The sequence below is a fragment of the Pseudomonas sp. P2S-1 genome, from assembly GCF_057197725.1.
Map to the genome: position 1 here is coordinate 6,503,626 of NZ_CM170068.1, position 21,620 is coordinate 6,525,245.

Genomic DNA, 21,620 nt, shown 5'->3' on the forward strand with positions numbered 1-21,620 from the left:
GAAAGCCGCAGAGCTGAGCTCCGCGGCCTTTACTTATACAGCCACGGTCACCGGTGACGCCGCCACTGCAAGCGCCAGCAACGCCTTGGTAATCCTCATGTTCAGCCGTGCGCTGTCGAGCATTTCCTTGTGGCGAGCACCGGGAGGGTCGGGGAGATAAGCAGAGTCAAGAATGGCTCTGTTGAGATGCTCCGCTGCGCGCTTGATGGCTTCTTCATGGGAGAGTCCGGGGCCGACGCAGAGTACGGGCGGTGGATCGGGTACGAGCTTTTTCATGGCGTGTTTCCTCATTTCATCGATGAATTCGCCACTTGATTCGCTGCTAAACGAAGGGTGGCGACTGCACGTGGGTTAGCAGACCGGTGAAATGAGAAAACCCGGCGCACCCGAGGGTGCCCACACGCACAGCCGCCATTAACTGGTTGCTGGTGGTTTCATCATTTCGACGGACTGCTAATCCGTGTCGTCGATGAGCGACGACTGACGCAGACTAGGCACCGTTTCCACGGGACGCAACCACCAAGATGGGTCGGGGAGTATGCTTGGGAAATTGCCTACAAGAAAGTCGGAAATCGAGGAAGTTTTGCCGCTAAATGCGACATCTTCTGGCGATCGGAATCAGCTATTCAGGTGGTCCGCCCCTTGAATCGCTCCTGCATCAGCTTGACCAGTTTTTCCTCCACCGGTTGCTGTTCGGCGCTGGGTTGTCACCCGATCAGTACGCGTTGAGCGGCATCCATGATTTGGGTGAATTCCGCGTCGCTGCAGTTCTGTCTGCAGCGGGTCATGCAGTGACACCGAAAATCGACAGCGCCATTCGCCCAATCAGGAAAACCAACAGGATCAAAAAGAACACCCGAATAAACCCGCTGCCATAGCGCAGCGCGAGAAAGGTCCCGGTCACGGACCCGGCCATATTGCTCAGGCAAACCAGCCCACCAATGGCCCACAGCACATGACCTGCCGGAATGAAAAACAGCAGCGCCGCCGTAAAGGTGGCGAGGTTGACCAGCTTGGCCGAGGCGGAGGCATTGAGGAAGTCGAAGCCGAAGCATTTGACGAAGGCGAACAGCAGCAGGCTGCCGCTGCCGGGGCCGAACAGGCCGTCGTAGAAACCAATCAGGCCACCCATCAACACGCCCAGGATCACCTGCTTGCTGCCCAGCGTCAGATCCGCATGGGTCTGGCCCAGGTCCTTTTTCGCGAAGGTGTAGACCGCCATGGCGATCAGGATGACGAAGACCACCGGCTCCATGACCGACTTGGGAATCAGGGACACCGACCAGGCGCCGAGGAAGGCGAATAGAAAGGCTGAGAGCATGGTCGGCAACATCAGTTTCCAGACGATGCGGATGCGCTTCGCGTAGCTGAAGATCGAGGCGAGGTTGCCGCCCAGCACGGCCAGTTTGTTGGTGCCCAGGACGGTGGCGACGCTTTGCTGGGGGAGGGCGTGGAGCAGGGCGGGAACCTGGACCAGGCCACCACCGCCGACGGCCGCGTCGATGAGGCCGCCGCAGAAGGCGAAGAGGGCGAGCATCAATAAGGTGGTGTCGAGGTCGAGCATGTAGGTACCGTCCAATGGTGGGCGTTGCGGTGCCGGTTTTGCAGTGCGCGCGGCGCTGCTGAACGAGGGGTGGCGACTGTACGTGAGTTAGCAGACCAGGACATTGGCAACCCGGCGCACCCTAAGGTGCCCACACGCACAGAAGTTGCCTACAGCAGCTCCGGAAATCGTGCAGATCTTGCCGATAAATATGAAATTTTTAAGTCTGGAGCGATGCTTTGGCACGTCTGCAGGAGTTCGGTGATAAGTATGGGGCACGAACGCTGAGAAAGGCTGGACTGCTGAAAGAAGAGCAAGGTGGCTTCAAGCTTTCAGCACCACTCAACCTCCTGCCAAGGGAAAAATATGCGTTACTTCATTCTTGCCTTCACCGCCTTGTTGGTCGCTGCGCCTGTTTTTGCTTCCGAGGTGTATGACCCCAGTGCAGCGCCAAGGCTCGAAAACGGGATCAAGCAATACTTTGGGAATGAGAGGGGCGATTATGTCGTTCCTGGATGGCCGTTATCCCGGCAGGTTTACCAAGCCCTGCTGCATCCTGGAAATGCCAATGATGCTCCGATCCCCACTTTTTCTGACGTCGGTCCGCTGAAACTTCTTCAGGGGTGCAGGCCACACTCATGTCCAGAAAAAGCGGCTGTCGTTTATCAGGATCGTAAAGTGCTCGGCGCAGCGGTCATAAGCAATAAGTGTACTAAAGGCAAATGTGACAAGACGCCAACGCTTACGATCTTCGAACACAACCCCATTTCGCTGAGCGACAGCACCACGCGAAGGATGCTGAGGGCGTGGGGTGAATCCAAGCAGGCTGGGATTACTACCGAGATTCATGCTTTACGTGACTCTAAAGGAAAGCCATGAGAGTCCGCTAAACCTTCCAGGCTGCACTGTCGCGCAGAGAACAGTTATTGAGTTTCGCCGCAATCGCTGGGGGAGCGGGCTTGTCGGAGCGCCGAACCGTCGCGCAGGGCCGTAAACCCATCCACTTCAGTGTGTCAGGTAAGGCCCGGACTCAGGTTTTACGACGGCTTCGCCGCCGTTCGCGAGCAAGCTCGCTCCCACAAGGTCCCCGCAAAATCACAGAGTTGTGTTCTATCTGGGCTGGCTTGCCAGCGATGAGGCCATTAGCAGTACTTGGAGGCGCTAATCCTTGATCTCCTCGATCCTGCCACCGCAGGCGACATATTTGTCGTCATACCCACTGCGACAATAGTTCGCCACCGTGGTTGGCGGCGGCGCAGGCACACAGGCGTTAGGCGTGTTGTTGCTGTTGAAGTGCTCGCACTGCTGGTTGTTCCTGACCTGGAACTCGTGGAGGCCGTCAAAGTTGTCCTGCTGGGCCTTGACCTTGGCTTCGCAGGCGCTGACCTTGGCGTCGAGCTTACGCAGGCATTCAAGCCCTTCCGGGGTCTGGGGGTCGATGTAGCGGTAGTGGGTGCAGGCGGTCAGGAGCAGGGGCAGGAGTAGAGCGGCAAAACGGGTAGGCATTGGTTGGGTCCATCCAAAGTCGAGTCTGCCGTTTCGACTTGGTTTGACAGGTTCGGTTCAGCGCTTGAGCAACGACACCTTCATCAACCGCCGAAACGTCGGACACGCCAGGTGATCCTTCTCCGGACACTGCGCCGCATGCCGCAACCCCTTGCTCATCGCCTGCAGCCGCTTCACCTGCATATCGATCTCCTCCGCCCGGGCCACCAGCATCTGCCGATCCACCTGCAGATCCACCAGCATCGCCCCGACCTCATCCAGGGAAAACCCCGCCGCCTGGCCCAGCGCGATCAATGCCAGACGGTCCTCCACATCCGCCGCGAACTGGCGGCGCTGGCCATGCCCGGCGAGGGACTGGAGCAAACCTATCTTCTGGTAGTAACGCAGCGTCGAAGCCGGTACTCCGGTGCGTTTGGCGACATCGGCAATGTCCATGGGCTGACCCTTGACTTGAAGTTGACTTCAACTTCTATCCTGCGCGGCATGTTTCGATTTCGTCAACGTGCCGAGGGTTTTTGCCATGTTTTCCATTGTGTTGATCGGAGTGGGCGCGACGCTGCTCATGGACCTGTGGACGCTGTTGCTCAAGCGGCTTGGGGTCGTGACCTTGAACTACGCGATGCTCGGGCGCTGGGCCGGGCATCTGCTGAAGGTACGTGTGCATCATCAGGGGATCGCCAAAAGTGACCCGATCGCCAATGAGCGGGTGTGGGGCTGGGTGCTGCATTACGCCATCGGGCTGGTGTTCGCGGCCGGGTTGGTGGGGCTGGCGGGGGAAGGGTGGTTGCGCGAGCCGACGCTGGTTCCCGCCTTGGTCTTTGGTGTGGTGACCGTGCTGGCGCCTTGGTGCGTGATGCAGCCGGCCATGGGGGCGGGGTTCTTTGCCAGTAAAACACCGACGCCCTGGCGGAACCGGGGGCGGAGTCTGGTGACGCACGCGGTGTTTGGCTGTGGGCTGTTCCTGGCGGCATACCTTCTCTGAAGAGCACCGCGAACCCTGTGGGAGCTGGCTTGCCAGCGATTGCTGTAGTGAATTCACCATCGCAATCGCTGGCAAGCCAGCTCCCACAGGGTCAGCGGTCGCAGATCCGGCCCCTGAATGGCAGGATGCAATTTTGCCCCCGCTCCGCTAGCATTAGCGGTCTCTCCCCGCTCGTTCAGGTTGCGACGTTTTTCATGAGTTATCAGGTCCTTGCACGTAAATGGCGTCCGCGCTCGTTCCGCGAAATGGTCGGCCAGACCCATGTGCTCAAGGCCCTGATCAACGCGCTGGACAACCAGCGCCTGCACCACGCCTATCTGTTCACCGGGACCCGCGGGGTCGGCAAGACCACCATCGCGCGGATCATCGCCAAGTGCGTGAACTGCGAAACCGGCATCACTTCGACCCCCTGCGGCACCTGCTCGGTGTGCCGGGAGATCGACGAGGGCCGCTTCGTCGACCTGATCGAGATCGACGCCGCGAGCCGGACCAAGGTCGAAGACACCCGCGAACTGCTGGATAACGTGCAGTACGCACCAAGCCGCGGGCGCTTCAAGGTCTACCTGATCGACGAAGTGCACATGCTGTCCAGCCATTCCTTCAACGCCCTGCTGAAGACCCTGGAAGAGCCGCCGCCCTACGTCAAATTCATCCTGGCGACCACCGATCCGCAGAAACTGCCGGCAACCATCCTGTCCCGCTGCCTGCAGTTCTCCCTGAAGAACATGACCCCCGAGCGCGTGGTCGAGCACCTGAGCCATGTGCTCGGCGTGGAGAACGTGCCGTTCGAGGACGACGCCCTGTGGCTGCTGGGCCGCGCCGCCGACGGCTCGATGCGCGACGCCATGAGCCTGACCGACCAGGCCATCGCCTTCGGTGAGGGCAAGGTCCTGGCCGCCGATGTGCGGGCCATGCTCGGTACCCTCGACCATGGCCAGGTCTACGGCGTGCTCCAGGCCCTGCTGGAAGGCGATGCCCGGGCGCTGCTGGAGGCCGTGCGCCATCTGGCCGAGCAGGGGCCGGACTGGAATGGCGTGCTGTCGGAAATGCTCAACGTGCTGCACCGCGTGGCCATCGCCCAGGCGCTGCCGGAGGCGGTGGACAACGGCCAGGGCGATCGCGAGAACGTGCTGGCCCTGGCCCAGGCATTGCCGGCCGAGGATGTGCAGTTCTACTACCAGATGGGCCTGATCGGTCGCCGCGACCTGCCCCTGGCGCCGGACCCGCGGGGCGGCTTCGAGATGGTGTTGCTGCGCATGCTGGCCTTCCGTCCGGCCGACAGCGGCGATGCCCCGGGCACGACGCTAAAGCCAGTGGGGATCAGCCAGGCCACGACTGATTCCCCGGCACCGGTGGCCCCGGCGGCGATCGCCGCACCCGCCCCGGAGCCCGTCGCAGCACCAGCTCCCGTGCCGGTTGTCGAGGCGGTGCCCGAGCCTGAGCCTGAGCCTGCGCCGCAACCTGAGCCCGAGCCGGAACCCGAGCCCGTTGTCGCAGCTGAGCCTGAGCCAGAGCCGGAAATCGAGGAAGTCACCGACCTGCCCTGGGAAGACCCGATTCCCGCGCCTGTCGCTACCCCAGAGCCCGAGCCCGCCCCGGCCCCTGTCGCCGCCGCGCCGCCTGCCGCCCCGCGTGAAGAACCGCCCCACGACGACCAGGCCTACGCCCCGGCCGGCATGGACCGTGACGACGAACCGCCGCCGGACGACGATTACTACATGGGCGAAGCCGACCCGGCGGGCTACAGCTACCTGGACGAGCTGGCCACCGAGCACGCCGCCGAACTCAGCGACGAGCCGGTTGCCGAACCTGAGCCCGAGCCGGCCGCACAGCCGGCCACCGGCCTGGCCCTGCAATGGCTGGAGCTGTTCCCGCACCTGCCGATTTCCGGCATGACCGGGAGCATCGCGGCCAACTGCACGCTGATCAGCGCCGAAGGCGACAACTGGCTGCTGCACCTGGACCCGAACCACAGTGCCCTGTTCAACGCCACCCAGCAGCGCCGCCTGAACGAGGCGCTGAACCAGCACCTGGGCCGCACCCTGAACCTGAGCATCGAGCTGATCCGTCCCGAGCAGGAAACCCCGGCCCAGGCTGCGGCGCGCAAGCGGGCCAACCGCCAGCGCGAGGCCGAGGAGTCGATCGACAACGACCCGTTCATCCAGCAGATGATCCAGAAGTTCGGTGCCAGCGTGCGCCACGATACTATTGAACCTGTCGACGCCGTGGTGACCCAAGGCGCATAACCCTATATCCAGCGCCGCGCTTCGCGCGTGGTGCGTCAGACAACTACCGAGGTGATTCTCATGATGAAAGGTGGCATGGCCGGCCTGATGAAGCAGGCGCAGCAGATGCAGGAAAAGATGGCCAAGATGCAGGAAGAACTGGCCAACGCCGAAGTGACCGGTCAATCCGGCGCCGGTCTGGTCAGCGTGGTGATGACCGGCCGTCATGACGTCAAGCGCATCAGCCTGGACGACAGCCTGATGCAGGAAGACAAGGAAGTGCTGGAAGACCTGATCGCCGCTGCCGTCAACGACGCCGTGCGCAAGGTCGAGCAGAGCAGCCAGGAAAAGATGGGCGGCATGACCGCTGGCATGCAGTTGCCGCCTGGCTTCAAGATGCCTTTCTAAGACAGTATCCGTTGTACCCACGGTGGGAGCACGGCCGCGAGGCTGTCGCTCCCATCGTCGTTTCTCCCATTCGATGATTTGCCGGGCCTTTTACCATGAGCTTCAGTCCCCTGATTCGCCAGTTGATCGACGCCCTGCGCACCTTGCCGGGCGTGGGTCAGAAAACCGCCCAGCGCATGGCCTTGCAACTGCTGGAGCGCGACCGCAGCGGCGGCACGCGCCTGGCCGAGGCGTTGACCAAGGCCATGGAAGGGGTCGGGCATTGCCGCCAGTGCCGCACCCTGACCGAGCAGGAGCTGTGCCCGCAATGCGCCGATCCACGCCGTGACGACACGCTGCTGTGCGTGGTGGAAGGGCCGATGGACGTGTATGCGGTGGAGCAGACCGGCTATCGCGGGCGTTATTTCGTGCTCAAGGGGCATCTGTCGCCGCTGGATGGCCTGGGGCCTGAGGCGATCGGGATTCCGCAACTGATGGCGCGGATCGAGGAGCAGGGGACCTTTGCCGAGGTGATCCTGGCGACCAATCCGACGGTGGAAGGCGAGGCGACGGCGCATTACATCGCGCAGTTGCTGGCGGACAAGGGGCTGGTGGCGTCGCGGATTGCCCATGGGGTGCCGCTGGGTGGGGAGCTGGAGTTGGTGGATGGTGGGACTTTGGCTCACTCGTTTGCCGGGCGTAAACCAATCTCTCTCTGAGTCTTGTGTTGCTCTTCAGGGCCCTATCGCTGGCAAGCCAGCTCCCACAGGGATCACCTCAGGCCAGAGCCTTGCAGTGAACCTGTGGGAGCTGGCTTGCCAGCGATGAGGCCCTGAAGCCAATCAGTATTCGCTAAGCGAAAACTCGGTCAGGCAGAACGTCTCCACCTGCGCATCCCGCAGCTTCTGCGAGCCACCCAGCTCCGGCAGGTCGATGATCGCCGCCGCTTCATACACCGCCGCGCCCATGCGCCGCACCAGGCTCGCCGCGGCCAGCAAGGTCCCGCCGGTGGCGATCAGGTCGTCGAAGATCAGCACCTGATCCCCTTCGCACAGACTGTCCGCATGCACTTCCAGAAACGCCTCGCCGTACTCGGTCTGGTACCCCTGGCTGATCACGTCGGCCGGCAGCTTGCCCTGCTTGCGGAACAGGATCAGCGGCTTGTTCAGCTCATGGGCAATGATCGAGCCGATCAGGAAGCCGCGGGCATCCATCGCGCCGATATGGCTGAAATCGGCTTCGACATAGCGCTCGATGAATTGGTCCATGACATGACGCAGCCCGCGCGGCGACTGGAACAGCGGGGTGATGTCACGGAAGATCACGCCGGGCTTGGGGAAGTCCACGACCGGGCGGATGAGGGATTTGAGGTCAAAGCTTTCGCTGGGCATGGAGCGGGTATCCTGATGGGCAAAACGCCCGTCAGTATACCCGTTTGTCGCGAGGGTCAGGCTTCCAGTGCACCACCGGCCAGCGCACACAGCTGGATCGGGTCGAGGATCCGCACTTCCTTGCCTTCGGCTTCGATCAAACCGTTCTGCTGGAAGCGGGTGAACACCCGGGACACGGTTTCCACCGCGAGGCCCAGGTAGTTGCCGATCTCGTTGCGCGACATGCTCAGGCGGAACTGGTTGGCCGAGTACCCCCGGGCACGGAAACGTGCGGAGAGGTTGACCAGGAAGGTGGCGATCCGTTCGTCGGCGGTTTTCTTCGAGAGCAGCAGCATCATCTGCTGGTCGTCGCGAATCTCCCGGCTCATCACTCGCATCAACTGGCGGCGCAGTTGCGGCAGTTGCACCGACAGTTCGTCCAGGCGCTCGAAGGGAATCTCGCAGACCGAGGTGGTTTCCTGGGCCTGGGCGGAGACCGGGTAGGCCTCGGTGTCCATGCCGGACAACCCGACCAGCTCGCTGGGCAGGTGGAAGCCGGTGATCTGCTCTTCGCCGCCATCGCTGAGGCTGAAGGTTTTCAGGGCGCCGGAGCGCACCGCGTAGACAGAGCCGAAGTTGTCACCCTGCCGGAACAGAAACTCGCCTTTCTTCAGGGGTCGCCCGCGTTTGACGATTTCATCCAGTGCGTCCATGTCTTCCAGGTTCAGCGACAGGGGCAGGCACAGGGGCGCGAGACTGCAATCCTTGCAATGAGCCTGGTTGTGAGGACGCAGTTTAACTGGCTCAGACATTTCATCGATCCTTGTGGGAAAGCACACATAGAACGCAAGGGTAACCCAGCCGGGCTACTGTAGGCCAGCTTGCTCTGTTCTGGTGCGCGCTCCGCTCAAGTTCGCGGGTTTGTTGCCGATAAAACCTCATGGATCTTTACCTCAGGCAGGCCTCGCCATGCTGACCGTCGATATCAAGAACACTCGCCAGGCGATCCTCGCCAATCAGGCGGAAAACCGCGCCAATCAGGCTGAAGACGCCCGGCAGAGCGGTGCAGTGCCGTCCGAGGGAATCAAGGTCGATCTGTCCCTCAAGGGCCTGGAAGTCGCCAGCAAACAATCGGGCGACGCCGATATCGACGAAAGCGGGCTGCCCGAGTCCGTTCGTCAGTTGCTCAAGATGATTCGCAAACTGCAAAAGGAACTGGCCGAGGCCAACCGCCAGCTCCAGGCGTTGATGCGGGATCGATCCCTCGATCCGGTACAAATGCAGAAAAAGACCGCGGCCCTGCAGGCCCGGGTCAGCGCCTTGTCCGCGTCGTTGAACACCGTCAACTTCGGACTGGTCCGGGCCATGAGTCAGGCCGATCTGACACCGGACCAGGTGGGCAAGGCGATGAAGCTGCTAGCCTAGATCACCCGCGAGAAACGCTGGCGATTGGTCAGGTCCAGATAGGCGTCAAACACCATGCACACCGAGCGCACCAGCAGGCGCCCGGCCGGCAGTACGCTGATGCCATCGCTGCGCAGCTCGATCAGGCCGTCCTTGGCCATTCCTTCCAATGCGGGCCACAGGTCCTTGAAGTAGCCACGAAAGTCCAGGGTGAAGGCTCGTTCGATACGCTCGAAATCCAGCTCGAAATGACAGATCAGGTCCTGGATCACGGCTCGGCGCACACGGTCGTCCTGATTGCAGATCAGGCCGCGACGGGTCGCCAGTTGCGCGGCGTCGAGGGCGTTCTGGTAGTCGGCCAGGTCGCTGCTGTTCTGGCAGTACAGGTCGCCGATCTGGCTGATGGACGACACGCCCAGGCCGATCAGGTCGCAGTGGCCGTGGGTGGTGTAGCCCTGGAAGTTGCGTTGCAGGGTGCCTTCTTCCTGGGCGATGGCCAGCTCGTCGTCGGGCAGGGCGAAGTGGTCCATGCCGATGTAGCGGTAGCCGGCGTTGGTCAGTTGCTCGATGGTGCGATGGAGCATTTCCAGCTTGGCCGCCGGCGCCGGCAGGTCGGCGCTGTCGATGCGCCGCTGGGGCATGAAGCGCTCCGGCAGGTGCGCGTAGTTGAATACCGAGAGGCGGTCCGGTTGCAGCTTGATCACTTCCTCGACGGTGCGGGCGAAGCCTTCCGGGGTCTGCTTGGGCAGACCGTAGATCAGGTCGAGGTTGATCGAGCGGAATTGCAGGGTGCGCGCCGCTTCGATGATGGCGCGGGTCTGCTCCAGGGTCTGCAGGCGGTTGATCGCCCGCTGCACGGCCGGATCGAGGTCCTGCACGCCGAGGCTGACGCGGTTGAAGCCCAGCTCGCGGAGCAGGCCCATGGTCGACCAGTCGGCCTCGCGCGGGTCGATCTCGATGCCGTAGTCGCCGGAGTCGTCATCCAGCAGGTTGAAGTGCTGGCGCAGGTGGGCCATCAGCTCGCGCAGTTCGACGTGACTGAGAAAGGTCGGGGTGCCGCCGCCGAAGTGCAACTGCTCGACCGTCTGCCCCGGGTCGAGATGGCAGGCGATCAGCTGGATTTCCTGTTCCAGGCGTTGCAGGTAGGGCTGGGCGCGGGCGCGGTCCTTGGTGATGACCTTGTTGCAGGCGCAGTAGTAGCAGATGTTGGCGCAGAACGGCACATGCACATAGAGGGACAGCGGACGCGCCGTGCGGCGGCTGTCACGCAGGGCGTGGAGGAGGTCGAAGGAGCCGATCTCGCTGTGCAGTTGCACCGCGGTCGGGTAGGAGGTGTAGCGCGGGCCGGCCAGATCGTAGCGGCGGATCAGGTCAGAGTCCCATTGGAGGGCGTCGTACATGGTGGCAGTCCCAGGAATTACGGCAGTGTCCGGAGTCTAGGGAGCGACACGTACATGGGTGTTGATTTGTATCAAGCCCGCCGTCAGTGGCCCATGAGCCAGTGCTGGTGCGGCCCGGGCAGGGTCCACAGGCCGAACAGGATCACCAGCAGCCCCCCGGCCACCCGCACCCCGCGCTTGCGCAACAGGGCGTTGCTGCGCTCGGCGGCCAGGCCCGTGGCCAGCAGGATCGGCCAGGTGCCGATGCCGAAGGCCAGCATCAACAGGGCGCTGTTGATCGCGCTGCCCTGGCTCGCCGCCCAGAGCAGGGTGCTGTAGACCAGGCCGCAGGGCAGCCAGCCCCAGAGCGCACCGAGCAGCAGGGCGCGGGGCAGGCTGGAGACCGGCAGCAGGCGCGTTGCCACCGGCTGGATATGCCGCCACAGGCCGCGCCCGAGTTTTTCCACGCGGGTCAGGCCGCTCCACCAGCCGGCCAGGTACAGGCCCATGGTGATCAGCAGCAGCGCCGCGACCACGCGCATGGCCGTGGCCAGCGGGCTGCCGGCCAGGGCCCAGCCGGCAAGACCCAGCAGCAAACCGGCGCTGGCATAGCTGAGCACCCGGCCAAGGTTGTAGGCGATCAGCAGGCGCAGGCGGCGGCCACGCTGTTCAGGCGGGATGGCCAGGGTCAGGGCGCCCATCAGGCCGCCGCACATGCCCAGGCAATGGCCGCCGCCGAGCAGGCCGAGGATCAGGGCAGAACTGAGCAGGGGCAGCAGTTCAACCACGGGCAGGCGGCTCTGGCTGGTCGTCTTCGGCGCTTTCCTCGCCTTTCACCGCAGCCTGGTGCTTCGGGTCCTGGTCATCGAACAGGATGCTGTGGGCCGGGCCGTCGAGGTCCTCGTACTGGCCGCTGTCCACCGCCCAGAAGAAGATGTACACGGCGATGCCGACCAGGACCAGGGCGGCGGGAATCATTACATAGAGCGCGGGCATGGCAGTTCCTCAGGCGGTCGCGGCATGGGGCGCGGCGGGTGCGGGTTGCGCCGCCACGGCGCCGCGCAGCCGGGTCAGGCGCAGGGCATTGAGCACCACGATCAGCGAACTGACCGACATGCCGATCGCCGCCCACACCGGGGTAATCCAGCCAAGGGCGGCAAAGGGCAGCATAAGGCCATTGTAGAGCGCGGCCCAGCACAGATTCTCGATGATGATCCGCCGCGTGCGCCGGGCCAGGACGAAGGCCTGCACCAGGCTGTCGAGGCGGTTGGACAGGAGCACAGCGTCTGCGCTGGTCTTGGCCAGGTCGGTGGCCGAGCCCATGGCGATGCTGATATCCGCTGCTGCCAGCACCGGCACGTCGTTGACCCCGTCACCCAGCATCAGCACCTTGCGGCCTTCGGCCTGCAGGGCTTTCAGGCGTTGCAGCTTGTCGTCGGGGCGCAGGCCGCCGATGGCCTGGTCGATCTTCAGTTCGGCGGCGACGCTGGCGACCATCGGCGAACTGTCGCCGGACAGCAGCAGGGTCCGCCAGCCCCGGGCGCGGCAGGCGTCGAGCAGGTCGGCGGCGTCGTGGCGCAGGCGGTCGTCGAGGACGAACCAGGCCAGCGGGCCTTGTCGGTCGGCGAGCAACAGCCATTGGCCGGGCTCGTCGGGCATGGGCGGGACTGCGGCAGCGCTCAATTCACAAGCGAAGGCCGGTTGGCCGATGCGCAGCAAGCGCTCTTCCACCTGGCCTTCAAGGCCCAGCCCCGGCGTGCTTTGGACCGCTTCGGCCACCGCCACGGTACGGCCAAAGGCGCGGGCGATCGGGTGTTCGGAGCGGTTTTCCAGGGCCGCGGCAAGGCGCAGGCAGTGATCGGCATCCAGCCCGGCCAGCGGACGAATCGCCCGCAGGGTGAGGCGGCCTTCGGTGAGGGTGCCGGTCTTGTCGAAGATCACTGTGTCAATCTGGTTCAGGCCTTCCAGCACATGGCCGCGAGTGAGCAGCAGGCCGAGGCTGTGCAGGGTACCGGTGGCGGCAGTCAGGGCGGTCGGGGTGGCGAGGGACAGGGCGCACGGGCAGGTCGCCACCAGCATCGCCAGGACGATCCAGAAGGCCCGCTCAGCGTCGATCTGCCACCACAGCAGGCCGATGCCGAGGGCGGCGACCAGGCTGAACAGCAGGAACCATTGCGAGGCGCGGTCGGCGATCTCGGCCAGGCGCGGTTTCTCCGACTGCGCCCGCTCCAGCAGGCGGACGATGGCGGACAGTCGGGTGTCATGGCCGAGGGCCTGGACTTCGACGGTCAGCACGCTTTCCACATTGAGGGTGCCGGCGGTGACGCTGTCACCGGTCTGCCGCGGATGGGGCAGGTATTCGCCGGTGAGCAGGGACTCGTCGATGCTCGACTGGCCGTCGACGATGCGCCCGTCCGCCGGCATCACCGCGCCGGGCTGGACCTGCACGCGGTCACCGATCTGCAGTTCGCGCAGTAGGATGCGCTCGCTGTTGCCGGTGGCATCCAGGCGCAGGCACGAGGCCGGCAGCAGGTTGACCAGTTGTGCGGTGGCGGCGGCGGTGCGCTCGCGGGCGCGGCGTTCCAGGTAGCGGCCGGCCAGGAGGAACAGGGCGAACATGCCCACCGCATCGAAATACAGCTCGCCGCTGCCGGTGATGGCGGTCCAGATCCCGGCGACATAGGCCAGGCCGATGGCCAGGGACACCGAGACATCCATGGTCAGGTGGCGGGTGCGCAGGTCGCGGGCGGCGCCACGGAAGAACGGTGCGCAGCTGTAGAACACGATGGGCGTGGTCAGGAACATCGCCACCCAGCGCAGGATGGTGTGCATCTCCGGGCTGAGGTCGATATTGAATTCGGGCCAGGTGGCCATGGTCGCCATCATCGCCTGGAACCACAGCAGGCCGGCGACGCCGAGCTGGCGCAGGGCGGTGCGGTTTTCGCTGGCCAGTTGCTCGGCGGCGCGGTCGGCCTGGTAGGGGTGGGCGGCGTAGCCGATCTGGCGCAGTTCGGCGAGCAGCTTGGACAGGGGCAACTGGCTGTCGGCCCAGTTCACCAGCAGGCGGTGGTTGGACAGGTTCAGGCGGGCCTCGGCGACGCCGGGCAGGCTGCGCAGGTGTTTCTCGATCAGCCAGCCGCAGGCGGCGCAACTGATGCCTTCGATGAGCAGGGTGGTTTCCGCCAGTTCGCCTTCATGGCGGACGAAGGGTTGCTGGACGTCGGCGCGGTCGTACAGGGCCAGTTCGTCGCTGAGCTGGCGGGGTAGGGCGTCGGGGTTGGCGCTGGCTTCGCTGCGGTGCTGGTAGTAGCTCTCCAGCTTGCCGGCGACGATGGCCTCGGCCACGGCCTGGCAGCCGGGGCAGCAGAATGGCCGGGGCTCGCCGAGGACGACGGCGGTGAAGTGGCTGTCGGCAGGGACGGGCAGGGCGCAGTGGTAGCAAGGCGTGAGGGTCGTCATGACTGTCTTATCGCAGGTCTTTCGGTGGTGACCCCAATCGCTGGCAAGCCAGCTCCCACAGGGTTCGTGGCGTGCACAAAACCTGTGTAAGCCAGCTCCCAGAGGGTTCGCGGTGTACACAAAACCTGTGGGAGCTGGCTTGCCAGCGATGAGGCCATTAGCAACAGCACAATTTCACTTGTCCAGATGCTCGGCTCCCTTCAGCTCTTCATCACCCAGCACCAGGGTCACCCCATGGGCCACATCCTCTTCCTCGAACAACCGCCAGGTCTGCCCCTTCTCGGCGCCCAGCAGTTCGACGAAGCGCCGGCCTTCGACCTTGTCTTCCAGTTGCCCCAGGTAGCGCCCCGGCTCGCCGCTCAGGGTCAGCGCCACCTTGCGGTCCTTCTCCGGCTGGGTCGGCGAGATCAGGTTCAGCTCCAGGGTCTGCGGCTGGCTGTCGCCGCTCAGGCGCAGTTCCACTTCACCAGTGACCTCGTCCAGGTGCACATCGGCCTTGAGCTTCAGGGTCTGCCCCAGCAGCTCGCGGTCCAGCGAGCGGTTGATGCCCTTGCCCGCCTCGTAGTAGTTGTCGTTGACCAGGTTGTCCGGGTTGTTCACCGCGATGCTGACCATGGTCAGGCTCAGGGTCACCGAGGTGGCGAGGATGCCGATGATGATCCAGGGCCAGAGGTTCTTGTACCAGACGCTGTGAACGGTGGGCGTTGCAGGCATTGGCGTGCTCTCTTAACGGATTTGCGGGCCGATGAACCGGCTCTTGGCTTCGACTTCGGAACCGCTGTCGTCAGCGTCACGAAGCACGAAGATGACTTCGTTGGTGGTCGACGGCAACTGCTCGGGGGAGACCGACAACTGCACCGGCAGGCTGACGATATCGCCGGCCGCGACACGGATTTCCCTGGCGCCATCGAGACGCAGGTTCGGCAGGCCCTTGGCTTCGAGGACGTAGACGTGGTCGTGCTGGTCCTTGTTCATGACCTTCAGGCTGTAGACGTTCTCGATCCAGCCCTGGGCGTTCTCGCGGTACAGCACGCGGTCCTTGCTGACGTCGAAACCGACCAGCGGGCGCATGAAGAAGGCGGTGGCGAGCAGGCCGATCATGGTCAGCAGCACCACCAGGTAGCCGATCAGGCGCGGCCGGATCATGTGGGTCTTCTGCCCGGACAGGTTGTGCTCGGTGGTGTAGCTGATCAGCCCGCGCGGGTAGTTCATCTTGTCCATGATGTTGTCGCAGGCGTCGATGCAGGCGGCGCAGCCGATGCATTCGACCTGCAGGCCGTCACGGATGTCGATGCCGGTCGGGCAGACCTGGACGCACATGGTGCAGTCAATGCAGTCGCCGAGGCCCTGGGCCTTGTAGTCCGCGTCCTTTTTACGCGGGCCACGGGTCTCGCCGCGGCGCGGGTCGTACGAGACGATCAGGGTGTCCTTGTCGAACATCACGCTCTGGAAGCGCGCGTACGGGCACATGTAGATGCACACCTGTTCGCGCAGCCAGCCGGCGTTGCCGTAGGTGGCGAGGGTGAAGAAACCGACCCAGAAGTACGACCAGCCATCCGCTTCGCCGGTGAAGAAGTCCACCAGCAGCTCGCGGATCGGCGCGAAGTAGCCGACGAAGGTGATCCCGGTGACGAAGCCGATCAGCAGCCACAGGCTGTGCTTGGCCGACTTGCGCACCAGCTTGTTGGCGCTCATCGGCGCCTTGTCGAGTTTCATGCGCTGGTTGCGGTCGCCTTCGGTGACCTTTTCGCACCACATGAAGATCCAGGTCCACACGCTCTGCGGGCAGGTGTAGCCGCACCAGATGCGTCCGGCGAAGGTGGTGATGAAGAACAGGCCGAAGGCGGCGACGATCAGGATGCCGGAGAGGAGGATGAAGTCCTGCGGCCAGATGGTTGCGCCGAAAATGTAGAACTTGCGCTCCGGCAGGTTCCACCAGACGGCCTGGTGCCCGCCCCAGTTGAGCCAGACGGTGCCGAAATAGAGAAGGAAGAGCAGGGCGCCACCGGCCATGCGCAGGTTGCGGAAGATACCGGTGAAGGCCCGGGTGTAGATTTTTTCCCGGGCGGCGTAGAGGTCGACGCCAGTGTCTTTTTTATTCTTGGCGGGTGGGGTGATGTCTTGTACAGGAATCTGTTTGCTCATCGTTTACAGTCCCACGGCAGTGGAAAAATGCCGCGGCCAGTGCATGCCAACCGCAGTCAGAAGTGTTGCTGCTCTGGCCCGCATCATACGCCTGTGCAGGGGCCCCGGGGCGCGGGTGCGACCTTAGGTCGCGTTGGTTTGGGGCGGGCAATGGTGTATTGGCGATGTCAATTGATGCAGGTCAATTGAGGGTGTTCTTTCGGGCCTCATCGCTGGCAAGCCAGCTCCCACAGTGACCGCGTCGCACCACCCTGTGGGAGCTGGCTTGCCAGCGATAGGGCCCTGAAGAACACCACTGCATCCACCCGCCAAGAAAAAAGGCCCCACCAGCCTGCACTGACGGGGCCTTGTCTACCGCCGGGCCTTACTGCGCCTCGGCCGGCTTCTCATCCTTGTGCGACAGGCTGTAGACATAGGCCGCCAGCAGGTGGACCTTGTCGTTGCCCTGGATTTCCTGCTGCGCCGGCATCTGGCCCTGACGGCCGTAACGGATGGTCTGCTGCAGCTGGGCGAAGCTGGAACCGTAGATGAACGCCTGCGGGTGGGTCAGGTCAGGCGCGCCCATGGCCGGCGTGCCTTTGCCCTGCGGACCATGGCAAGCCACGCAGTTGGCCGCGAAGATCTTCTGCCCGGCCGCCGGGTCGGCCTTGGTGCCTTCCGGCAGGGTGCGGCCATCGAGGTTGGTCAGCACGAACGCGGCGACATCCGCCACGCCCTGCTCGCCGATCACTTCGGCCCAGGCCGGCATCACGCCGTGACGGCCGGCCATGATGGTCTGCTTGATGGTTTCCGGCTCGCCGCCCCAGCGCCAGTCGTTGTCGGTGAGGTTGGGGAAGCCGTAGGAACCCTTGGCGTCGGAGCCGTGGCAGACCGAGCAGTTCGAAGCGAACAGGCGGCCACCCATCTTCAGCGCTTGCGGGTCCTTCGCCACTTCTTCGATTGGCATGGCCGCGAATTTGGCGAAGATCGGACCGAACCTGGCATCAGCCCGGGCCATTTCCTTTTCCCACTCGTGCACGCCGGTCCAGCCGGCCTGGCCGTTGGCGAACTGCACTTGCTTCTCGGTATCCAGGTACTGGTAGCCCGGCAGGATGCCTTTCCAGTTGCCCAGGCCCGGGTACAGCGCCAGGTAACCCAGGGCGAAGATGATGGTGCCGACGAACAGCATGAACCACCACTTCGGCAGCGGGTTGTCGTATTCCTCGATGCCGTCGAAGGAATGGCCGACGGTTTCCTCGGTGGTTTCGCTGCGCTGGCCCTTGCGGGTGGAGAGCAGCAGCCAGGTCAGGGCAAAGATGGTGCCCAGACTCAGAACGGTGACGTACAGACTCCAGAAGGTAGTCATTCGTTGTTACTCCTAGACGCTTTCTCTTGCGCTTGCTCGACGTGCTTGCTGGCCTCGGGATCATCCGCGAAGGGCAGCATGGTCGCTTCGTCGAACTCGGACTTGCGCCGAGAACTGAACACCCACAACGCCAGGCCCACGAAGGCCACCATCACCACGACGGTGCCCAGGCCACGAATCATCCCGATATCCATCGCAGTCACCGTTTGCTTTTGATGATGGTGCCAAGACCCTGGAGGTACGCGACCAGGGCGTCCATTTCCGTCTTGCCCTTGACCGCGTCACGGGCGCCGGCAATGTCGGCGTCGGTGTACGGGGTGCCGAGGGTGCGCAGGACTTCCATCTTCTTCGCGGTGTCCTTGCCGTCGAGCTTGTTTTCCACCAGCCATGGATAGGCCGGCATCTTCGACTCGGGCACCACGTTGCGCGGGTTGTACAGGTGCGCACGGTGCCAGTCATCGGAGTAACGACCGCCGACCCGCGCCAGGTCCGGACCGGTACGCTTGGAACCCCAGAGGAACGGGTGGTCCCAGACGCTTTCACCGGCCACCGAGTAGTGGCCGTAACGCTCGGTCTCGGCGCGGAACGGACGGATCATCTGTGAGTGGCAGCCGACGCAGCCTTCGCGGATGTACACGTCGCGGCCTTCCAGCTCCAGCGCGGTACGCGGCTTCATGCCCTCGACCGGCTTGTTGGTGACGTCCTGGAAGAACAGCGGAACGATCTGGGTCAGGCCGCCGATGCTCACGGCGATGACCATGAAGAAGGCCAGCAGGCCAATATTCTTCTCGACTACTTCGTGCTTCATCAGTGCGCTCCCACGACGACGATCTGTTCGGCGGCTGCCGCTTCGGCCGGTTTCGACTCGCGCACGGTGCGCAGGACGTTCCAGGCCATCAGCAGCATGCCCGAGGCGAAGAACGCACCGCCCAGGGCGCGGACGATGTAGCCCGGATGGCTGGCTTGCAGCGCTTCGACGAAGGAGTAGGTGAGGGTGCCGTCATCGTTGATCGCACGCCACATCAGGCCCTGGGTGATGCCGTTGACCCACATCGAGGCGATGTAGAGCACGGTGCCGATGGTGGCGAGCCAGAAGTGCGCGTTGATCAGGCCGACGCTGTGCATCTGCGCGCGACCGTAGAGTTTCGGAATCATGTGGTACACGGCGCCGATGGAGATCATCGCGACCCAGCCGAGGGCGCCGGCGTGCACGTGGCCGATGGTCCAGTCGGTGTAGTGGGACAGCGAGTTGACGGTCTTGATCGCCATCATCGGGCCTTCGAAGGTCGACATGCCGTAGAACGCCAGGGACACCACGAGGAAGCGCAGAATCGGGTCGGTGCGCAGCTTATGCCAGGCGCCGGAGAGGGTCATCATGCCGTTGATCATGCCGCCCCAGCTCGGGGCCAGGAGGATGATCGACATCACCATGCCGAGGGACTGGGCCCAGTCCGGCAGGGCGGTGTAGTGCAGGTGGTGCGGACCTGCCCAGATGTACAGGGTGATCAGCGCCCAGAAGTGCACGATGGACAGGCGGTAGGAGTAGATCGGACGCTCGGCCTGCTTCGGTACGAAGTAGTACATCATGCCGAGGAAGCCGGTGGTCAGGAAGAAGCCCACGGCGTTGTGCCCGTACCACCACTGGATCATCGCGTCGGTGGCGCCGGCATAGGCCGAGTACGACTTGAAGAAGCTCACCGGCAGCGAGATGTGGTTGACGATGTGCAGCATCGCGGTGACCAGGATGAAGGCACCGTAGAACCAGTTGCCGACATAGATGTGCTTGGTCTTGCGCTTTACGATGGTGCCGAAGAATACAACCGCGTAGGTCACCCAGACGATGGCCAGCAAAATGGCGAGGGGCCATTCCAGCTCGGCGTATTCCTTGGTGGTGGTGTAGCCCATGGGCAGGGTGATCAGCGCACCGACGATGACCGCTTGCCAACCCCAGAAGGTGAAGGCCGCCATGCTGTCGGAGATCAGTCGGGTCTGGCAGGTTCGCTGCACGACATAGTAGGAAGTGGCGAACAGTGCACAACCACCGAAGGCAAAGATCACCAGGTTGGTGTGCAGGGGGCGCAGGCGTCCAAAGCTCGTCCACGGCAGGTCAAGGTTCAGGTGCGGCCAGACCAGTTGCGAGGCGATGAAGACACCGAGGCCCATGCCAAGGATCCCCCAGACCACCGTCATGATGGCGAACTGGCGGACGACCTTATAGTTATAAGCAGTCGGACTGATTGCTGTGCTCATTCTAAGGTTCCACGGTTTTTAGGTGTTTTTGTAGGTAGAGAAATCGGCGCAAGTATCTACAGGGAGTGTGGGTATTGCAACGCAAGGGGTACCGTCCCACGGCTCTCCCGGGCCTTTGTTCCGGCCCTTCCGACCCAACTACCGCGCAAATTGTACACAATAATCAATTATTTATGTGCACCATTTTTATTGTGGATTGCACGCTCAACAAGGCTTGGAAACCTGCCGACAATCCGCGCTTTCTCCCTGCGAAAAATAGGGGAAAGCAAAGAGCCATCGGCCTTTGCGCGGGTGTGGCGAAGTGAGATTACCCAACAGGGGTGTAGGGCCGACATCGCCTGAAGCCGCATGAGGCAACAAGCTTAGTCCCGTTCGGAGGGGGTGCAAGGCGGTACGCCGGAGGGGTGCGACACTCTGTCGCAGCAGCAAAAAAAACCGCCGCATCCGGGTCGGATGCGGCGGTTTCAGTCAATCCTCAGATGGATTGAAGTCTTACTGTGCAGAAGTCTTGTCGCCTTCCTGCGAAAGGCTGTAGACGTACGCGGCCAGCAAGTGGACCTTGTCGTTGCCCTGGATGTCCTGCTGGGCAGGCATCTGGCCCTGGCGGCCGTAACGGATGGTCTGCTGCAACTGGGCGAAGCTCGAGCCGTAGATGAAGGCTTGCGGGTGGGTCAGGTCAGGTGCGCCCATCGCTGGAGTACCCTTGCCTTCTGCACCGTGGCAGGCCACGCAGTTGGCGGCGAAGATCTTCTCGCCATTGGCCGGGTCAGCCTTGGTGCCTTCCGGCACGCTGCGGCCATCCAGTCTGGTCAGGACGAAGGCGGCCACGTCGGCCACGCCCTGCTCACCGATGACTTCCGACCAGGCCGGCATCACACCATGACGCCCGAGCATGATCGAGGTCTTGATGGTTTCCGGCTCGCCGCCCCAGCGCCAGTCCTTGTCGGTCAGGTTGGGGAAGCCGTAGGAACCCTTGGCGTCGGAACCGTGACACACCGAGCAGTTGGAGGCGAACAGACGACCGCCCATCTTCAGCGCTTGCGGGTCCTTGGCCACTTCTTCCACCGGCATGGCGGCGAACTTGGCGAAGATCGGCCCGTACTTGGCGTCGGCGCGCTCCATCTCTTTCTGCCATTCGTTGGCGCCGGTCCAGCCATTTTCATAGCCGGGCAGGAGGCCTTTCCAGTTGCCCAGGCCCGGGTAGAGCACCAGGTAGCCGGCGGCGAACACCAGGGTGCCGACGAACAGCCAGAACCACCAGCGCGGCAGCGGGTTGTCGTACTCCTCGATGCCATCGAAGGCGTGACCCATGGTCTGGTCCGTGCTGCCGGGTGTCTCGCCCTTGCGGGTGGACAGCAGCAACCAGGTCAGGCCGATCAGGCTACCGATGGTCAGTACGCTGATATACGTACTCCAGAAGGTGGTCATTGCCGATTACTCCTCGTGGCGTTTTCTTGTTCGGCGTTGGGCAGGCGTTCATCGGCGAAGGGCAGCAGGCTCGCTTCGGCGAATTCGCGGTCACGGCGGCGGTTGAACACCCACAGCGACAGGCCGATGAAGGCGATTGCCACGATCAGGGTGCCGAGGCCGCGCAACTGGCCGATATCCAGGCTGAATTCCATGGT

General features: G+C 63.5%; 24 protein-coding genes. 6 read left to right on the forward strand and 18 right to left on the reverse strand.

Annotated features, from left to right (window positions below; genetic code table 11):
* Nucleotides 1-33 precede the first annotated feature (33 nt).
* Both AC2CQI_RS29315 and AC2CQI_RS29320 read right to left on the reverse strand, forming a co-directional pair.
* Nucleotides 34-276 (reverse strand): hypothetical protein, encoded by a 243-nt coding sequence (locus AC2CQI_RS29315; protein WP_075802560.1) that lies wholly within the window; start codon nucleotides 274-276, stop codon nucleotides 34-36.
* Between the two features lie 508 nt (nucleotides 277-784).
* Nucleotides 785-1,564, reverse strand: coding sequence for a sulfite exporter TauE/SafE family protein (locus AC2CQI_RS29320; RefSeq protein ID WP_484578656.1), 780 nt, complete (start codon nucleotides 1,562-1,564; stop codon nucleotides 785-787).
* 345 nt (nucleotides 1,565-1,909) lie between these two features.
* Between AC2CQI_RS29320 and AC2CQI_RS29325 the strand changes: the two genes are divergently transcribed.
* Nucleotides 1,910-2,422 carry a hypothetical protein gene (locus AC2CQI_RS29325; RefSeq protein ID WP_484578657.1) on the forward strand — a complete coding sequence of 171 codons (513 nt, stop codon included), beginning with the start codon at nucleotides 1,910-1,912 and terminating at the stop codon, nucleotides 2,420-2,422.
* Nucleotides 2,423-2,704: 282 nt separating this feature from the next.
* On the opposite strand, the gene AC2CQI_RS29330 is transcribed toward AC2CQI_RS29325, so the two are convergent.
* Together AC2CQI_RS29330 and AC2CQI_RS29335 are read right to left on the reverse strand one after the other, a co-directional pair.
* Nucleotides 2,705-3,049, reverse strand: a complete 345-nt coding sequence (locus AC2CQI_RS29330) for a hypothetical protein (protein WP_484578658.1) — start codon at nucleotides 3,047-3,049, stop codon at nucleotides 2,705-2,707.
* A 57-nt stretch (nucleotides 3,050-3,106) separates the two neighbouring features.
* Nucleotides 3,107-3,484 carry a helix-turn-helix domain-containing protein gene (locus AC2CQI_RS29335; RefSeq protein WP_484578659.1) on the reverse strand — a complete coding sequence of 126 codons (378 nt, stop codon included), beginning with the start codon at nucleotides 3,482-3,484 and terminating at the stop codon, nucleotides 3,107-3,109.
* Between the two features lie 85 nt (nucleotides 3,485-3,569).
* On the opposite strand from AC2CQI_RS29335, the gene AC2CQI_RS29340 reads away from it, so the two are divergent.
* The 4 genes from AC2CQI_RS29340 to recR all read left to right on the forward strand — a co-directional run bounded on the left by AC2CQI_RS29340 (nucleotide 3,570) and on the right by recR (nucleotide 7,362).
* Nucleotides 3,570-4,031 (forward strand): DUF2938 domain-containing protein, encoded by a 462-nt coding sequence (locus AC2CQI_RS29340; protein WP_484578660.1) that lies wholly within the window; start codon nucleotides 3,570-3,572, stop codon nucleotides 4,029-4,031.
* 194 nt (nucleotides 4,032-4,225) lie between these two features.
* Nucleotides 4,226-6,277, forward strand: a complete 2,052-nt coding sequence (dnaX, locus tag AC2CQI_RS29345) for a DNA polymerase III subunit gamma/tau (protein ID WP_484578661.1) — start codon at nucleotides 4,226-4,228, stop codon at nucleotides 6,275-6,277.
* Nucleotides 6,278-6,337: 60 nt separating this feature from the next.
* Nucleotides 6,338-6,664 (forward strand): YbaB/EbfC family nucleoid-associated protein, encoded by a 327-nt coding sequence (locus AC2CQI_RS29350; RefSeq protein ID WP_075802553.1) that lies wholly within the window; start codon nucleotides 6,338-6,340, stop codon nucleotides 6,662-6,664.
* Nucleotides 6,665-6,759: 95 nt separating this feature from the next.
* Nucleotides 6,760-7,362: a recombination mediator RecR gene (gene recR, locus AC2CQI_RS29355; protein WP_075802552.1), complete on the forward strand. Its 603-nt coding sequence runs from the start codon at nucleotides 6,760-6,762 to the stop codon at nucleotides 7,360-7,362.
* Nucleotides 7,363-7,485: 123 nt separating this feature from the next.
* Here the strand turns inward: recR and AC2CQI_RS29360 are convergent, their stop codons facing one another.
* On the reverse strand, nucleotides 7,486-8,034 hold the full coding sequence (locus tag AC2CQI_RS29360; protein WP_075802551.1) for an adenine phosphoribosyltransferase: 549 nt from the start codon (nucleotides 8,032-8,034) through the stop codon (nucleotides 7,486-7,488).
* Nucleotides 8,035-8,090: 56 nt separating this feature from the next.
* The gene (gene fnrA / locus AC2CQI_RS29365) at nucleotides 8,091-8,825 is read right to left on the reverse strand and encodes a Crp/Fnr family transcriptional regulator FnrA (RefSeq protein ID WP_009396203.1); all 735 of its coding nucleotides are present in this window, start codon (nucleotides 8,823-8,825) and stop codon (nucleotides 8,091-8,093) included.
* Between the two features lie 157 nt (nucleotides 8,826-8,982).
* Between fnrA and AC2CQI_RS29370 the strand changes: the two genes are divergently transcribed.
* Nucleotides 8,983-9,438 (forward strand): hypothetical protein, encoded by a 456-nt coding sequence (locus AC2CQI_RS29370; RefSeq protein WP_484578662.1) that lies wholly within the window; start codon nucleotides 8,983-8,985, stop codon nucleotides 9,436-9,438.
* Here the strand turns inward: AC2CQI_RS29370 and hemN are convergent.
* The 12 genes from hemN to AC2CQI_RS29430 all read right to left on the reverse strand — a co-directional run bounded on the left by hemN (nucleotide 9,435) and on the right by AC2CQI_RS29430 (nucleotide 21,617).
* Nucleotides 9,435-10,817, reverse strand: a complete 1,383-nt coding sequence (gene hemN / locus AC2CQI_RS29375; protein WP_484578663.1) for an oxygen-independent coproporphyrinogen III oxidase — start codon at nucleotides 10,815-10,817, stop codon at nucleotides 9,435-9,437. The two genes, AC2CQI_RS29370 and hemN, sit on opposite strands and share 4 nt — an antisense overlap.
* A gap of 83 nt (nucleotides 10,818-10,900) precedes the next feature.
* On the reverse strand, nucleotides 10,901-11,584 hold the full coding sequence (locus AC2CQI_RS29380; protein ID WP_484578664.1) for a sulfite exporter TauE/SafE family protein: 684 nt from the start codon (nucleotides 11,582-11,584) through the stop codon (nucleotides 10,901-10,903).
* Nucleotides 11,577-11,792 (reverse strand): cbb3-type cytochrome oxidase assembly protein CcoS, encoded by a 216-nt coding sequence (gene ccoS / locus AC2CQI_RS29385; RefSeq protein WP_075802547.1) that lies wholly within the window; start codon nucleotides 11,790-11,792, stop codon nucleotides 11,577-11,579. The genes AC2CQI_RS29380 and ccoS overlap by 8 nt, the downstream gene beginning before the upstream one ends.
* 9 nt (nucleotides 11,793-11,801) lie before the next feature.
* Nucleotides 11,802-14,255 carry a heavy metal translocating P-type ATPase gene (locus tag AC2CQI_RS29390; RefSeq protein WP_484578665.1) on the reverse strand — a complete coding sequence of 818 codons (2,454 nt, stop codon included), beginning with the start codon at nucleotides 14,253-14,255 and terminating at the stop codon, nucleotides 11,802-11,804.
* Between the two features lie 174 nt (nucleotides 14,256-14,429).
* The gene (locus AC2CQI_RS29395; protein WP_484578666.1) at nucleotides 14,430-14,969 is read right to left on the reverse strand and encodes a FixH family protein; all 540 of its coding nucleotides are present in this window, start codon (nucleotides 14,967-14,969) and stop codon (nucleotides 14,430-14,432) included.
* Nucleotides 14,970-14,981: 12 nt separating this feature from the next.
* Nucleotides 14,982-16,400, reverse strand: coding sequence for a cytochrome c oxidase accessory protein CcoG (gene ccoG, locus AC2CQI_RS29400; protein ID WP_484578667.1), 1,419 nt, complete (start codon nucleotides 16,398-16,400; stop codon nucleotides 14,982-14,984).
* Between the two features lie 364 nt (nucleotides 16,401-16,764).
* Nucleotides 16,765-17,745, reverse strand: coding sequence for a cytochrome-c oxidase, cbb3-type subunit III (gene ccoP / locus AC2CQI_RS29405; protein WP_484578668.1), 981 nt, complete (start codon nucleotides 17,743-17,745; stop codon nucleotides 16,765-16,767).
* Nucleotides 17,742-17,939, reverse strand: coding sequence for a CcoQ/FixQ family Cbb3-type cytochrome c oxidase assembly chaperone (locus tag AC2CQI_RS29410; RefSeq protein ID WP_009396218.1), 198 nt, complete (start codon nucleotides 17,937-17,939; stop codon nucleotides 17,742-17,744). Before AC2CQI_RS29410 ends, ccoP (AC2CQI_RS29405) begins: the two co-directional genes overlap by 4 nt.
* Nucleotides 17,940-17,944: 5 nt before the next feature.
* Entirely contained in the window at nucleotides 17,945-18,553 is a 609-nt protein-coding gene (gene ccoO, locus AC2CQI_RS29415) for a cytochrome-c oxidase, cbb3-type subunit II (RefSeq protein ID WP_075802542.1), read from the reverse strand.
* Nucleotides 18,553-19,995, reverse strand: a complete 1,443-nt coding sequence (gene ccoN / locus AC2CQI_RS29420; protein ID WP_484578669.1) for a cytochrome-c oxidase, cbb3-type subunit I — start codon at nucleotides 19,993-19,995, stop codon at nucleotides 18,553-18,555. Before ccoN ends, ccoO begins: the two co-directional genes overlap by 1 nt.
* Before the next feature lie 492 nt (nucleotides 19,996-20,487).
* Nucleotides 20,488-21,423 (reverse strand): cytochrome-c oxidase, cbb3-type subunit III, encoded by a 936-nt coding sequence (ccoP, locus tag AC2CQI_RS29425; RefSeq protein WP_075802540.1) that lies wholly within the window; start codon nucleotides 21,421-21,423, stop codon nucleotides 20,488-20,490.
* Nucleotides 21,420-21,617 carry a cbb3-type cytochrome oxidase subunit 3 gene (locus tag AC2CQI_RS29430; RefSeq protein WP_075802539.1) on the reverse strand — a complete coding sequence of 66 codons (198 nt, stop codon included), beginning with the start codon at nucleotides 21,615-21,617 and terminating at the stop codon, nucleotides 21,420-21,422. Before AC2CQI_RS29430 ends, ccoP (AC2CQI_RS29425) begins: the two co-directional genes overlap by 4 nt.
* Nucleotides 21,618-21,620: the final 3 nt, after the last annotated feature.

What these genes read in the sequence shown, in the direction of transcription:
- dnaX (WP_484578661.1), top strand. Translation starts at nt 4,226, where the DNA reads ATGAGTTATCAGGTCCTTGCACGTAAATGGCGTCCGCGCTCGTTCCGC.
- AC2CQI_RS29325 (WP_484578657.1), top strand. Translation starts at nt 1,910, where the DNA reads ATGCGTTACTTCATTCTTGCCTTCACCGCCTTGTTGGTCGCTGCGCCT.
- AC2CQI_RS29395 (WP_484578666.1), bottom strand. Translation starts at nt 14,969, where the DNA reads ATGCCTGCAACGCCCACCGTTCACAGCGTCTGGTACAAGAACCTCTGG.
- AC2CQI_RS29430 (WP_075802539.1), bottom strand. Translation starts at nt 21,617, where the DNA reads ATGGAATTCAGCCTGGATATCGGCCAGTTGCGCGGCCTCGGCACCCTG.
- hemN (WP_484578663.1), bottom strand. Translation starts at nt 10,817, where the DNA reads ATGTACGACGCCCTCCAATGGGACTCTGACCTGATCCGCCGCTACGAT.
- AC2CQI_RS29320 (WP_484578656.1), bottom strand. Translation starts at nt 1,564, where the DNA reads ATGCTCGACCTCGACACCACCTTATTGATGCTCGCCCTCTTCGCCTTC.
- ccoO (WP_075802542.1), bottom strand. Translation starts at nt 18,553, where the DNA reads ATGAAGCACGAAGTAGTCGAGAAGAATATTGGCCTGCTGGCCTTCTTC.
- ccoP (WP_484578668.1), bottom strand. Translation starts at nt 17,745, where the DNA reads ATGACTACCTTCTGGAGTCTGTACGTCACCGTTCTGAGTCTGGGCACC.
- recR (WP_075802552.1), top strand. Translation starts at nt 6,760, where the DNA reads ATGAGCTTCAGTCCCCTGATTCGCCAGTTGATCGACGCCCTGCGCACC.
- AC2CQI_RS29330 (WP_484578658.1), bottom strand. Translation starts at nt 3,049, where the DNA reads ATGCCTACCCGTTTTGCCGCTCTACTCCTGCCCCTGCTCCTGACCGCC.
- AC2CQI_RS29315 (WP_075802560.1), bottom strand. Translation starts at nt 276, where the DNA reads ATGAAAAAGCTCGTACCCGATCCACCGCCCGTACTCTGCGTCGGCCCC.
- AC2CQI_RS29340 (WP_484578660.1), top strand. Translation starts at nt 3,570, where the DNA reads ATGTTTTCCATTGTGTTGATCGGAGTGGGCGCGACGCTGCTCATGGAC.
- AC2CQI_RS29370 (WP_484578662.1), top strand. Translation starts at nt 8,983, where the DNA reads ATGCTGACCGTCGATATCAAGAACACTCGCCAGGCGATCCTCGCCAAT.
- ccoS (WP_075802547.1), bottom strand. Translation starts at nt 11,792, where the DNA reads ATGCCCGCGCTCTATGTAATGATTCCCGCCGCCCTGGTCCTGGTCGGC.
- AC2CQI_RS29390 (WP_484578665.1), bottom strand. Translation starts at nt 14,255, where the DNA reads ATGACGACCCTCACGCCTTGCTACCACTGCGCCCTGCCCGTCCCTGCC.
- ccoG (WP_484578667.1), bottom strand. Translation starts at nt 16,400, where the DNA reads ATGAGCAAACAGATTCCTGTACAAGACATCACCCCACCCGCCAAGAAT.
- ccoP (WP_075802540.1), bottom strand. Translation starts at nt 21,423, where the DNA reads ATGACCACCTTCTGGAGTACGTATATCAGCGTACTGACCATCGGTAGC.
- AC2CQI_RS29360 (WP_075802551.1), bottom strand. Translation starts at nt 8,034, where the DNA reads ATGCCCAGCGAAAGCTTTGACCTCAAATCCCTCATCCGCCCGGTCGTG.
- AC2CQI_RS29335 (WP_484578659.1), bottom strand. Translation starts at nt 3,484, where the DNA reads ATGGACATTGCCGATGTCGCCAAACGCACCGGAGTACCGGCTTCGACG.
- fnrA (WP_009396203.1), bottom strand. Translation starts at nt 8,825, where the DNA reads ATGTCTGAGCCAGTTAAACTGCGTCCTCACAACCAGGCTCATTGCAAG.
- AC2CQI_RS29350 (WP_075802553.1), top strand. Translation starts at nt 6,338, where the DNA reads ATGATGAAAGGTGGCATGGCCGGCCTGATGAAGCAGGCGCAGCAGATG.
- ccoN (WP_484578669.1), bottom strand. Translation starts at nt 19,995, where the DNA reads ATGAGCACAGCAATCAGTCCGACTGCTTATAACTATAAGGTCGTCCGC.
- AC2CQI_RS29410 (WP_009396218.1), bottom strand. Translation starts at nt 17,939, where the DNA reads ATGGATATCGGGATGATTCGTGGCCTGGGCACCGTCGTGGTGATGGTG.